The sequence below is a fragment of the Arcicella sp. LKC2W genome, from assembly GCF_034931005.1.
Classification (GTDB): Bacteria; Bacteroidota; Bacteroidia; order Cytophagales; family Spirosomataceae; genus Arcicella.
On record NZ_JAYGIN010000012.1, the window covers coordinates 85,419 to 98,289 of the forward strand.

The 12,871-nt window shown below is 35.6% G+C and carries 10 protein-coding genes; 4 read left to right on the plus strand and 6 right to left on the minus strand.

Annotated features, from left to right (window positions below):
• Nucleotides 1-105 precede the first annotated feature (105 nt).
• From ntrB to cobA, 5 genes are all read right to left on the minus strand, one after another.
• Complete coding sequence (ntrB, locus tag VB796_RS11195) at nt 106-882, minus strand: nitrate ABC transporter permease (RefSeq protein WP_323346632.1); 777 nt, start codon at nt 880-882, stop codon at nt 106-108.
• Between the two features lie 119 nt (nt 883-1,001).
• Nucleotides 1,002-2,210 (minus strand): CmpA/NrtA family ABC transporter substrate-binding protein, encoded by a 1,209-nt coding sequence (locus VB796_RS11200; protein ID WP_323346633.1) that lies wholly within the window; start codon nt 2,208-2,210, stop codon nt 1,002-1,004.
• Nucleotides 2,211-2,363: 153 nt separating this feature from the next.
• Nucleotides 2,364-3,983 carry an alginate export family protein gene (locus VB796_RS11205; RefSeq protein WP_323346634.1) on the minus strand — a complete coding sequence of 540 codons (1,620 nt, stop codon included), beginning with the start codon at nt 3,981-3,983 and terminating at the stop codon, nt 2,364-2,366.
• An 89-nt stretch (nt 3,984-4,072) separates the two neighbouring features.
• The gene (locus VB796_RS11210) at nt 4,073-5,443 is read right to left on the minus strand and encodes an MFS transporter (protein ID WP_323346635.1); all 1,371 of its coding nucleotides are present in this window, start codon (nt 5,441-5,443) and stop codon (nt 4,073-4,075) included.
• 149 nt (nt 5,444-5,592) lie between these two features.
• Nucleotides 5,593-6,357, minus strand: coding sequence for a uroporphyrinogen-III C-methyltransferase (gene cobA, locus VB796_RS11215; RefSeq protein WP_323346636.1), 765 nt, complete (start codon nt 6,355-6,357; stop codon nt 5,593-5,595).
• A gap of 430 nt (nt 6,358-6,787) precedes the next feature.
• On the opposite strand from cobA, the gene nirB reads away from it, so the two are divergent.
• From nirB to VB796_RS11235, 4 genes are all read left to right on the plus strand, one after another.
• Entirely contained in the window at nt 6,788-9,295 is a 2,508-nt protein-coding gene (gene nirB / locus VB796_RS11220; RefSeq protein WP_323346637.1) for a nitrite reductase large subunit NirB, read from the plus strand.
• Between the two features lie 90 nt (nt 9,296-9,385).
• Nucleotides 9,386-9,736, plus strand: a complete 351-nt coding sequence (gene nirD, locus VB796_RS11225; RefSeq protein WP_323346638.1) for a nitrite reductase small subunit NirD — start codon at nt 9,386-9,388, stop codon at nt 9,734-9,736.
• A gap of 109 nt (nt 9,737-9,845) precedes the next feature.
• On the plus strand, nt 9,846-11,330 hold the full coding sequence (locus VB796_RS11230) for an ATP-binding protein (RefSeq protein ID WP_323346639.1): 1,485 nt from the start codon (nt 9,846-9,848) through the stop codon (nt 11,328-11,330).
• 50 nt (nt 11,331-11,380) lie between these two features.
• A complete protein-coding gene (locus VB796_RS11235) occupies nt 11,381-12,028 on the plus strand; it encodes a response regulator transcription factor (RefSeq protein ID WP_323346640.1) in 648 nt (215 codons plus the stop codon).
• A gap of 92 nt (nt 12,029-12,120) precedes the next feature.
• Here VB796_RS11235 and VB796_RS11240 read toward each other — a convergent pair whose 3' ends face one another.
• Nucleotides 12,121-12,816, minus strand: a complete 696-nt coding sequence (locus VB796_RS11240) for a DNA alkylation repair protein (RefSeq protein ID WP_323346641.1) — start codon at nt 12,814-12,816, stop codon at nt 12,121-12,123.
• Nucleotides 12,817-12,871 lie beyond the last annotated feature (55 nt).

Sequence of the window (12,871 nt, forward strand, 5' to 3'; positions counted from 1 at the left end):
TGTAAAGGTTATTGGTGATTGGTTACTGGTTATTAGTTATTGGTTGTTATTTGGAAAATTTAATACTTTCTAATTCCCAAATAACCAGTAACTAATAACAAATAACTACTTTCCTTCCCAAGAGAATAAATTTTGTAAAGCATTAAAGCCTTTGTCTAAAATCAATCCTACCAAACCAATAATTAGAATGGCTACAAGGATTTTTTCTAATGAAAGACCATTCCAACTATCCCAAACAAAGAATCCAATTCCTACTCCACCAGATAACATTTCACCTGCTACAATTACTACCCATGCAATACCAATTGAAAGACGTAAGCCTGTAAAAATATGTGGTAAAGCATAAGGAATAACGATTTTTGTTAAGTATTTCCAAGTTGAAAAACCAAATGCTTTTCCTACATTTTTATGGTCTTGGGGAATACTCGACACACCAAAAGCTGTATTAATTACCGTTGGCCATAAAGACGTAATGGCGATGATAAAAATGGTTGCTCCACCTGAATCTTTGAACGCTAAAAGCCCCAAAGGAAACCATGCTAATGGCGAAACAGGTTTTAAAACTTGTACAATAGGATTTAAAAGACTCATACCTATTTTAGAAGCTCCCATCAACATTCCCATCGGAATGGCAATAATACTACCTAACAAAAACCCTGTAAATACTCTACCAATTGAACTAAATAAGTTATTTCCTATTCCTTTATCGTTTGGTCCTCTATCATAAAATGGTTCAACCATTAATTCCTTAAAAACTACCCATGTCGAAACTGGACTTGGTATTTCGGCTTTGGTGATTATTGAAACTAATTGCCAAAGTGCTATTAAAATTGCCATACTTCCGAGAAAGTAGGCTATATTGATTGCTGATTTCTTTATCATGATTCTATTGAGTAGGACAGGTTTTTCAACCTGTCACTCTTTTAAATGATATATTTTATTGACTGTAAACAGGTTGGAAACCTGTTTTACCTTTGACAACGACAGGTTGGAAACCTGTCCTACTTTTTCGTTGCCTTTAGATAATCATCAATATTGGCAGGGTCAAAATTCACATCATAAGTAGTTTTGAAAGGCTTCATATCTGGTTGAACAGGTACTTGCATTTCTTTTGCTACTTCAGCAAACAAATCATCAAGAATCAATTTTTCTGCAATCGCTTTGTAGTTTGGCTCAGCTTTTAAATAACCAAAACGAACATACTGAGCCAAAAACCACATAGCGTGAGATTTACGAGGAGTATTCACAACACCATTGTTGTAAAAAGTCATGTAATCATCTTTGTATTTCTGAACGCCCAAATCACAACCTAAGTCATTTGAACCTAATAAACGAGACTCAATAGCAGCCAATGGAGCATTTACATAATATGGTTTTGTAAGCCATGCCGCAGCTTTCTTACGATTTCCCATGTTGTCCAACCATTTACAAGCTTCAATAATCGCTTTCATTACTTTTTTCAAATCTTCTTTATCTTCAGCTGCAAATTTTGAATTTACCACTAATGCTTTCTCTGGGTGGTGTTTCCAAATATCCTGAGATGCGATGTGTGTAAAACCAACACCTTGAGCCGCTGCAACACCATTCCAAGGCTCACCAACTGAAAAACCTTCCATGTTATCAACCTTCATATTCGCAACCATTTGTGGCGGTGGAATAGTGATAATACCTACTGATTTTTGATTAATTCCAGCAGCAGCCATCCAGTTTCTCAACCAAATATCGTGCGTTCCACCAGGGAAAGTCATCGCAAAAGTTACTTCTTTACGAGCTTTAACAGCTTTAACAGCAGCAGCAGCTTTGTTTACTTCCTTGAAACCTACTAATCCACAAAAATCTTTTGAAAGTGTAATAGCTTGTCCGTTATTATTCAAAACCATAGCAATTTTCATTTCTGAACCTGCTTTTCCACCTACACCTGTATAAACTGAAAGTGGCATTGAGAATAAACAGTGAGCACCGTCCAATTCTCCATTCAATACTTTATCTCTAATATTAGCCCATGAGGCTTCTTTTGAAAGTTCTACGTCAACACCATATTTAGCAAAAAGACCTAATTCTTTGGCTGCTACTAATGGAGCACAATCTGTAAGAGGAATAAATCCTAACTTAATTTTTTTGGCAGGCGGATTAATTTTGAAAGCCGAAACTGCCGTGAATAGTACCATAAGGCACAAAAGAGACACTGATTTTTTTAACAGAGTTTGCATAAACATTTTGTTTAAAAAGTTAATAAATATCCCCAAAACTCGACCCCCATCGAAAATTGGAAACTTGTTGCAGTTATCAGTAAACAGTTATCAGCCCAAAATAGACTGTTCTAAATTTAATGATAACTGCTTACTGTTAATTGTTTACTGTAATTACTTAATCGCCACAGGTTTTGCGTAAAAGAAATCTGGACGAATGTTAATCATCAAATACAACCAAGTTCCTGTTTTATCAAAATTCTTAGCTGCGGCATCCGTAGTTGCTTGTCCTTTGGCAAAAGTCATATTGTCGGTTGCCATCATTACAGAATATCCTAATTCGATATTTGTAAACTTATTCATGTTATAATTCAATAAGAAATCAATTTCATTTCCTAAATCTGTTCCAACAAGCGTTCCGTCACCTTTTGTTGTTGCTTTATTCAAAGCGAATGAGTGATAATCAACACCAAATGTTAAGGCATTGCTTGTGTATTTTGCTTTCAAATAACCATTATTCAAACCTCCTGCTGGTGAGTTCGTACCTACATAGAAGTAGTCCATATATCCCCAGTGGCGGTGTGGTGTTCCATACAATGGGTCAAAACGATTATTTTTCCCTGTTGAAGCTTTGTAATTATTCATAGCACTTGAACCGTCATTTCCTGAAAGAACATCATATCCTAAAGTAAATGCCCATTTGCTTTTTTGGTATGTGGCAGACAATGTATAGTGAAAAGCATCCATATCATTACCTTCACGGTCTTTACCAGTTTGTCCGTAATATGCACCCTGTAAAGCAACCTTACCAAATCCAGAAGCATTTCCTAAAGTGTGATTAACCATTAAACCATAAGTTGTACGACTTCTTGATTGTGAATAATCGAAAGCATCGGCTGTACTTGAAGGTAAAAATCTTCTACCGTAAACATAGCCCGTAGCAGCACTTCCCACTGAGTCTAAACGATAAGCACCAAAATCATCTTGGAAGAAAAGTCCCGAAAATTTAGTTTGATTAAACTTACGGCTAATATATACGCTCTTGAAAGATTTATAATCTTGAGATGCTCCGTTGGTAGATGGAGGGTTAATCCATGCCAATGCACCACCTGTTTTTACGCTATTTGCTCCAATTCCTCCACCTACTGTCAATGGAATAATTCCTGCTGGTGTTGGTACTAAAACCCCAGTTGATGTACGAGTGAAAGCATTTACATTGGCAGGTACATATCCTGTTCCAACAACGCCGAAACCATCAGAGTTTTGACCGAAAGCATAACCTGCATCTACTTGCCATCCTTTATGTACCGCTTTCAAAAGAACCATATCATGACGACGACCTTGTTGTAACCAGTCTAAATTTCCGATTAAACGAACGTCATCATAAATCAATTCCTGACGACCAATTTTAACCGTTAATAAGTCAACCGCTTTAAATTTTACCGTTGTATCGGCTTTATTAGCAAGCGTAACTTCTGCCCAACCTTCGTGCAACATTAACTTTGCACCATCGGCATTTGAGATAGACGAAGCGTCTTGTCCCCAAACTCTAACATCCTGAACAGCAGCTCCAAAAAGAACTCTATCCCACTTGTAACCAAAGTTTAATCTTGTTCTTTGTGACGTAAATGCGGCTGATTTTGAATCGTTTGGTACTAAATTACCAAGTCCGTTACGTACCTCAGTCCGAGTTCTCAATTGCCCTTGCAATGTAAACTGAGCCTTCGTTGTGAATTGAGTACAAATACTCAAAAATAAGAATAGGGCTAATTTAGAAATGTGAAATTTTTTCATACATTTGTGATTGATTGTGAAATTTTAACAGAGTTAAGCAATTTGTGCCTAAACAAGACCCCCATCTTGTTTGGGCTTTTTTATAAAAATTAAGCTACTAATTTTTCTTCTTCCAATTCAGATTTACCTGCTTTTGTCTCATCATTTTTAGCAGTGATAGTTCTGAAAACTAATACAATAATTCCGACAATTAATATCCCAATACCTAATGTATAGAATGCGTCAGTATAGTCAATCAAATCTTTAGTTTTAGTCACGCCGTCTTCAACAACATCTTTTGAGAACTTCAAAGATTTTGCTTTAAACATAAAAGCGATTAACATTGCTCCAATATTTCCTCCTGCTCCTACAATACCTGCTACACTACCTACTGCTTTTGGATTCACAAACGGAACTAAGCTATACGTAGCACCATTTGCCATTTTCAAGCTAAGTCCAAATATAAACATCATTACAAGTGCCATTGTCAAATTACCAGCGTGTGCAAACCAAATGATTACAACTCCTTCTACAATTAATAAGACTGACAATAACATCGACTTACCATTGAAACCGTATTTTTTACCAACTATATCCGCAACATAACCTCCTAATGGACGAGCAAAAAGGTTAATCCATCCAAAAATACCTGCTGCCATACCTGCTACTGCTAAACTCGCCCCGAAAGTATCTGTAAAGAATATTGGAGCAAAGTTGTCAACCGTAATTTCTACACCAAAACAAGCAGCATAAGAGATAGTCAAAATCCATGTTCTTACATCTTTCAAGGCAACCATGAATGTATTTTCGTTGGTTTTTTCTTCTACCTCGATTTCAGAAAAGTTTCCTGCTGGTGTGTCTTTTGTATATTTAAAATATAAAACAGCACAAACTAATAACATTACACCTGGAAAAATCATAGCATATCTCCAACTGTCTTCTTTTGTACAATATCCTAATGCTACAAAACCCGAAGCAATCATTGGCATAAAGAAGTTGGCTGCTCCACCTCCTGCATTACCAAAACCTCCTGCTACTGCATTGGCAGTACCTTTGATGACTGGTGCAAACATTACTGAAGTGTGGAATTGCGTAATTACGAATGATGCACCAATAACGCCAATGGCTAAACGAAACATCAAAAAGCTTTCATAGCTATTACTTAAACCAATAAACATTACTGGAACAGAACATACAATTAATAACCATGTATAAATAATTCTTGGTCCAAATTTATCAACTAAACGACCAATTAATAAACGAGCTAAAATAGTTGCCGAAACTGAAGCAATTTGAATATTGCCAACTTGGTCTTTAGTAAGGTGCAATTGGTCTTTTGCAATTTTCATTAAAGGAGCCATTCCGAACCATGCAAAAAAACAGAAGAAAAAAGTTAGCCAAGTAACATGAAAAGTTTTCATTTGAACACCTTCTAATGAAAATATTTTAAGCTTGTCTAAAGGTTTGTTTAAAGTATTCATAATTGCTTTTGAAATGAGTATCTGTTTTCAGAGACTCTAAAATTTAACATCTTCTCGCCCCCACGAGAGACATTTTTCAACCTTTTGTTGAAGGGAAATATTTTCAGCTAATAATTAATAGGTTGTAAACAAGATTGAAATTCTGTTGCTTACTTTCTCGATTGATAATTATTAATTATTAATTGTTCATTGAATTGTTCACTTAAACTAACCACCTCACCGATTACGATAACGGCTGGATTTGATATTTTTTCAGAAACTGATTTTTCAATAATTGTAGAAACCGTTCCAACTACTGACTTTACATTTTTACGAGTTCCGTTTTGAATAATTGCCATTGGTGTTTCTGACTTTCCATTTTGAGCAAATATTTCGCAAATTTCACTTAGCTTACTCATTCCCATCAGAATTACGATTGTAGCACTTGACTGAGCGGCTAATGCAATATCTCTTGACAATTCTCCTTTTTTGGTCGTTCCCGTAATCACCCAAAAGCTTTCTGAAAAACCTCTACTTGTTACTGGTATTCCCACCGAAGCAGGTGCTGAAATGGCAGAGGTTACTCCCGAAACAACTTCACATTCTACATTAAAAGCTTTGGCATATTCTATTTCTTCAAAGCCTCTACCAAACACAAATGGGTCACCACCTTTCAATCTCACCACGTGTCCGTATTCCAAAGCAAGCGTTACAATTTTATAATTAATTTCATCCTGAGTGTAAACATATTTGCCTAAACGTTTGCCTACATAAATTCTTAAAGCATCAGGACGAGCGTATTCTAATAATTCCTCATTGGCAAGAGCATCGTATAAAATCACATCAGCCGACTTGATAGCTCTTATTCCTTTTAGTGTGATTAGCTCAATATCTCCAGGGCCAGCACCAATTAAAGTTAATCTTGGAATATTCATATTCTTGAGTTTTTTTACTCTATTTTCAACTGATTGTAAATACTTAGTGTTGATTTCGATACAAAAGTTGCATAAAAATGTTAAAATCCAAAATTTAAGTTCATTTTTTAATTAATTTTTTCAAAATAATTGTAAAATACCAATTTTTAGGTTTAAATTTGAACCATAAATCAAGCATTTAAAGGAAATTTATTTGAAATAGGTTATAAAATAAATACAATTATTGAATTGTTAAATTTTATCTTGAAATAGTTATAAACACTCAATTTGAAGATATACGTAACCTAAATAACTAAGGAAGCATGAGTAATTAAGACAGGGAAATATTTAATAAGTATTTATACTCAATATTAAAATATTACTTATTTAGGTCGCTTCAAAAAAATACTTAATACCTTCTTATTATTAATCATTTTGACAAAATCTTAATATGAAAAAGAAAATTATTGTCGTTGGAAATGGAATGGTTGGTTATAAATTTTGTGAAAAACTTATAACCAAAGACATAGCTAAAGAATTTGAAATCATTGTTTTCGGTGAAGAAATTCGACCTGCTTACGACCGTGTTCATTTATCAGAATACTTCGCTGGAAAAACCGTTGAAGATTTGACAATGGCACCTGCTTCGTGGTATGCAGAAAATGGCATCAACTTAATATTATCTGACCCAATTGTGGATATTGACCGTGATGCCAAAACAGTTCGTTCACATCATGGTATTGTAGAAGGTTACGATTATTTAGTAATGGCTACGGGTTCGGGTGCATTTGTACCGCCAATTCCAGGCGTTGAAAAAGATGGCGTTTTCGTTTACAGAACCATCGAAGATTTGGACTTGATGCAAAACCACGCCAAAAAAGCAACAAAAGGTGCTGTTATCGGTGGCGGTCTTTTAGGCTTGGAAGCAGCAAAGGCTCTTTTAGATTTAGGCTTAAAAGAAGTTCATGTGATAGAATTTGCATCGAGATTGATGCCAAGACAAATTGATGAGGCAGGCTCAAGAGTTTTACAAGCAAAATTGGAAACGCTTGGTTTACAAATTCATTTGAATAAAAATACCCAAGAAATTGTAGGAGAAGGCGTAATTGAAGCGATGCAATTTGCAGACGGTTCACGTTTAGATGTTGATATGCTTGTGATTTCTGCGGGTATTAAACCACGTGACGAAGTGGCAAGAGTGGCAGGTTTGGAAGTGGGTATTCGTGGGGGAATTGTGGTTGATAATGCTTTACAAACGTCTGACCCAAATATTTTTGCCATTGGCGAATGTGCTTTGGCTCACCACATGATTTATGGCTTAGTTGCTCCAGGTTATGAAATGGCTGAAGTAGTTGCTACTAAAATTGTGGGTGGCGAAAAAGAATTTATGCCTTTTGATATGTCAACCAAATTAAAATTAATTGGTGTTGACGTAGCAAGTTTTGGAGATGCCTTCATTCAAGAACCAAATGCTCAAACAATTGTATTTGAAAATTCGGCAAAAGGAATCTATAAAAGAATCAATATTTCAAATGATGGCAAATATTTATTAGGTGGCGTTTTGGTAGGTGATGCAGAACAATATAATATGCTTTTGCAAAACACCAAAAACAAAACTATTCTTCCTGCCGACCCTGAAGATTTGATGCTGGGTTCAAGAGGTGGTTCAGAAGGCGGAGCATCGGGTGTGATGGCATTGCCAGACGAAGCTCTGATTTGTTCTTGTGAAGCCGTTACGAAAGGAGCAATTTGTCATGAAATTGTAGAAAATCAAGTTACTACGCTCGACGGCATCAAGAAATGCACAAAAGCAGGAACGGGTTGCGGTGGTTGCGTACCAATGGTGAAGGACTTAATCAATGAAACGATGAAGTCGCAAGGTGTTTTTGTAAGAAATATTCTCTGCGAACACTTTGATTATACTCGCCAAGAATTATTCGATTTAGTGAAAATTAAAGGTTATAAAACCTATAATGACGTTTTAGATAATTTAGGGAAAGGCGATGGTTGCGAAGTTTGTAAACCAGCAGTAGCCTCAATTATTGCAAGTTTATGGAACGAAATGATTTTGGAAAAAGGCAACGCTACCGTCCAAGATTCTAACGACCGTTTCTTAGCAAATATTCAGAAAAATGGTACTTATTCGGTTGTTCCAAGAATTCCAGGCGGAGAAATTACACCTGAGAAATTGATTGTTATCGGACAAGTCGCTTTAAAATATAATCTCTATACCAAAATTACGGGTGGACAAAGAATAGATTTATTTGGAGCTCATGTGAGTGATTTACCTGAGATTTGGGAAGAATTAGTGAACGCAGGTTTCGAGTCGGGTCATGCTTACGGAAAATCATTGAGAACGGTAAAATCATGCGTTGGTTCAACGTGGTGCCGTTTTGGAGTACAAGATGCCGTAAGTTTTGCCATTGAAGTTGAAGAGCGTTACAGAGGTTTACGTTCACCACATAAATTAAAATCAGCGGTTTCGGGCTGTACTCGTGAATGTGCAGAGGCTCAATCAAAAGACTTCGGAATTATTGCTACTGAAAAAGGTTGGAACTTATACGTTTGCGGAAACGGTGGTGTAAAACCACGTCACGCAGAATTATTAGCAACCGATATTGATTCAGAAACTTGTTTAAAATACATTGACCGTTTCTTGATGTTTTATATCAAAACTGCCGAGCCATTAACTCGTACTGCTCCGTGGTTAGACAAAATGGAAGGCGGTATCAATTATTTGAAATCAGTAGTGATTGACGATGTTTTGGGCATGGGCGAAACTTGGGACTCAGAAATGAATCTTTTGGTAGAGGCTTACAAATGCGAGTGGAAAGAAGTTGTTGATAATCCAGAATTACGTAAGCGTTTTACACACTTCGTAAACGCTCCGAAAGTAAAAGACCCCAATGCTAAATTTGAACCAATGCGTGAAATGGTAAAAGCCGCAGAATGGAAATAGTTTTTTATTTGTGATTTAGTGAATGATGATTGAGTGTTTTTTCATCAATCATCATTCACTAAATCACTAAATCACAAATAAAATAAATCAATGGTTTTAGAACAAACAATAACGTGGCACTTAGCGTGCAATACAGAAGATATTCCTGCTGATGGTGGTGCTTGTGCTTTAATTGAAGGCGAACAAGTAGCGATTTATAACTTTGCCAGACGTGGCGAATGGTATGCAACTCAAAACCTTTGTCCACACCGTCAGCAAATGGCTCTATCAAGAGGAATGATTGGTTCAACGGGTGCTGAAGCAGAACCAAAAGTTGCTTGTCCATTCCACAAAAAAACATTCTCTTTAAAATCAGGCGAATGCTTAAGTGGTGATGATTACGTAATTAAAACTTATCCTGTAAAAGTAGAAAACGGACAAATTTTTATTGGAATGGAATAATAAGGAGTAGTGTAAAAGTCCTAAGTATCAAGTATAGATGTCCCAGAATGGTTTGTATTTCTCCAAATACTTAGAATTTAGTACATGATACTTTTTACATAGCCGTCCTATGATAAAAAAAATATATAATAAACTCACATATCAAGGCTCAAACCCACTTGATACTCAAATATTTCAAAGATTAACACGACTATACGTTATCGCACTTTTAGCGGTAGCGTTATTGTCGTTAATAGGGCAAATACTAATTCAAGTATTTTTGAATTCTTTGCTTGATGATTCGCACGTGGTCAATATTGCTGGACGACAAAGAATGTTGAGCCAAAGATTATCAAAAACGGCAATATTGTTGTGCCGTCCACAGGTTTTTCAAGCTGATGCTGAGTATTATTCAAATGACATTAAAGATATAATATCACTTTGGGAAGAAAGTCACGAAGGATTAAAAAACAAAAACCTCAAAACCGACGGCAAAAGTTATACCGTAAGAAATAGCGAAAAGACCGACAGTATGTTTCGGGAAATCGACCCTATTTTTAGGGTAATTTTAGTAAATGCAAAAAATATAAATAAAGCAATTCAGAAGCCTGTAAATAATCAACAGGAAGTCTTACAACATTCTCTTAATCAGATACTTGTAAATGAAAGAGCATTTTTGCAAATTATGAATAAAATTGTATTTCAGTATGATTTAGAATCCAGAAATCGGGTAGATACAACCAAGAAAGTTGAGCTTTTTTTATTCATTTTGTTATTCAGTATTTTAGTTTTAGAAGGAGCATTTATTTTCCGCCCGATGGCAAATAATATTCGATTAGTCATCAAAAAACTGACGGATTCAGAAAGTAATCTTCGCCAAACTAACGAAACGCTCATCAAAACTCGTGAAGCATTAGTACAAGCCACAGAGGAAAAATATAAACTTCAATTAGCCGAAGAAAAAGTACGAGCAGCGTCTTTGATTGAAGGACAAGAAAGCGAAAGAAGACGTTTAGCGGCTGACCTCCACGACGGAATCGGGCAAATGTTAACGGGTTTACGCTTACATAGTGAGAAAGTAAAAAGTTTTAATTTTGCCAATGTAAAACAGGCAAAATCTTTTGAAGAATTACAAAAGTTAATTCAAGAAACAATTGAAACCACTCGAACAGTTTCGTTCAATCTTGCCCCATCCGTTTTAAGTGATTTTGGAGTTGTGCCAGCAATAAGAATTTTGAGCGAACAGGTTTCTAAAATGTCTGAAATTAAAATTGACTTTCAATCAATTAAACTTCCTCGTTTGTCGGAAGGAGTTGAAACTTGTTTATACCGAATTACACAAGAAGCAATTCATAATGCCGTGAAATATTCAAAAGCGACCTTAATCAACGTTCAAATAACCAATAACGAAAACTTTGTAAAATTAGCTATTATAGATAATGGAGAAGGATTTGAGCTCCCTAAAAAAAGAAAAACAGTTGGTGGAAGTGGATTAAAAAATATGCAAGCACGAGCTGAATTACTGCATGGTTCATTCAAAATCCAATCAAAAATTGGCAAAGGTACAACTATCAATGTAAGCATCCCTTTGGATGGACAAAATACGAAAAGTTGATATAAAATACTGACTGTAAACAAATTGCAAACTAAAACAAAAATAAACTTATGAACCCAATCACTGTATTATTAGCGGACGACCACGATGTTGTAAGAAAAGGCATGAAAATGCTTTTGGAGGATGAAGAGGATGTAAAGGTAATTGGAGAAGCCTCTGACGGTTTGGATGCCGTTGAAAAAATTGGAATATTATTGCCAAATGTCGTTATTTTAGACTTAACGATGCCTAAAATGAATGGTATTGAGGCAGCAAAAATTATTTCAACAGATTATCCTTCAGTAAAAATTCTAATATTTTCAATGCACAATAATCGAGAATATATTGTCAATTCAGTTGAGAATGGAGCAAGTGGTTATTTATTAAAAGACACAGGCAAAGAAGAATTAATGCGAGCGATTAAGGTTGTGTCGGAAGGTAGAAAATATTTCCCCCCCGAAATTTCAGAAGTAATTATAGATGAACTATTAGCCAAAACAACCATTGAGGTACAAGACGATAAAAATCGTCCTATTTTCCAAAAAATCACACCTAAAGAAAAACAAATTCTGGGTATGATTGTACAAGGTTATAATAGTCGTGAAATTGCAGATAAACTGTTTCTAAGTATCAGAACGGTTGATAATCACCGTGCCAATATGATGAAGAAAACCCAAGCCAAAAACACGGCTGATTTAGTAAAAATGGCAATTGGATAATTTTCAGTAAACAGTTATCAATTAACAGTAAACAGTTTCTATTCAAGTTCTCAAACTTCTCAGTTTGTTGATAACTGTTCACTGTTAATTGTTTACTGTTTCAAATATCCCAATCTCTTCCCTTCTTCCATCCGTTCAATGGCATAACGCAACATCGTTCGGGGCATTTGATGGATGTGTTCATCCAAAAATTCTTCCAATGCCAATTCATCTCGTTTGCCAACTTCCCTCAGCATCCAACCACAGGCTTTGTGCATCAAGTCATGAGAGTGAGAGAGAAATCTTTCAGATAATTGAAAAATATCCGAAAACTGTCCATTCCGAATCAATTCGAGCGTAGAAACTACCGCTATTCTCTCCGACCAAAGATGTCCGCTTTCGGCTAAATCATACAAAATCTGGCGGTCTTTATCCACCAAGAATTTACCCAAAATTTTATAGCAAGAACAATCCACCAAATCCCAATTATTGATTTGTTTTACGTTTTTGAGATAAAAATAGACGATTTCTTGACGCTCAATTTCAGTAGATTTTTGAAACTTTGAGACTAAAACCAACAAGCCAGCAAAACGCAATTCATGGATTTTATCATCAAGAAGCTCTTGAATATCAGCAAAAGCCATGTTCTTCCAATATTCCTTTACCAAAGCCTGCACTTGCGGATTAGACAAACCGAGAAATACATCCCCTTCGGCATATTCCCCTTTTCCCGTTTTGAAATACCGAGCCATTTGAGTAGCTCTTTCTGGGTTTTCGAGTTGCAATAATGCCTGTTTTAGATTGTACATTTTTGAATTGAAAATGATTTAAAAATAAAAAATCCTAATCATCTAATAATTAGAC

Coding starts and splice junctions, on each gene's coding strand:
- ntrB (WP_323346632.1), bottom strand. CDS start 882: ATGATAAAGAAATCAGCAATCAATATAGCCTACTTTCTCGGAAGTATG.
- VB796_RS11200 (WP_323346633.1), bottom strand. CDS start 2,210: ATGCAAACTCTGTTAAAAAAATCAGTGTCTCTTTTGTGCCTTATGGTA.
- VB796_RS11205 (WP_323346634.1), bottom strand. CDS start 3,983: ATGAAAAAATTTCACATTTCTAAATTAGCCCTATTCTTATTTTTGAGT.
- VB796_RS11210 (WP_323346635.1), bottom strand. CDS start 5,443: ATGAATACTTTAAACAAACCTTTAGACAAGCTTAAAATATTTTCATTA.
- cobA (WP_323346636.1), bottom strand. CDS start 6,357: ATGAATATTCCAAGATTAACTTTAATTGGTGCTGGCCCTGGAGATATT.
- nirB (WP_323346637.1), top strand. CDS start 6,788: ATGAAAAAGAAAATTATTGTCGTTGGAAATGGAATGGTTGGTTATAAA.
- nirD (WP_323346638.1), top strand. CDS start 9,386: ATGGTTTTAGAACAAACAATAACGTGGCACTTAGCGTGCAATACAGAA.
- VB796_RS11230 (WP_323346639.1), top strand. CDS start 9,846: ATGATAAAAAAAATATATAATAAACTCACATATCAAGGCTCAAACCCA.
- VB796_RS11235 (WP_323346640.1), top strand. CDS start 11,381: ATGAACCCAATCACTGTATTATTAGCGGACGACCACGATGTTGTAAGA.
- VB796_RS11240 (WP_323346641.1), bottom strand. CDS start 12,816: ATGTACAATCTAAAACAGGCATTATTGCAACTCGAAAACCCAGAAAGA.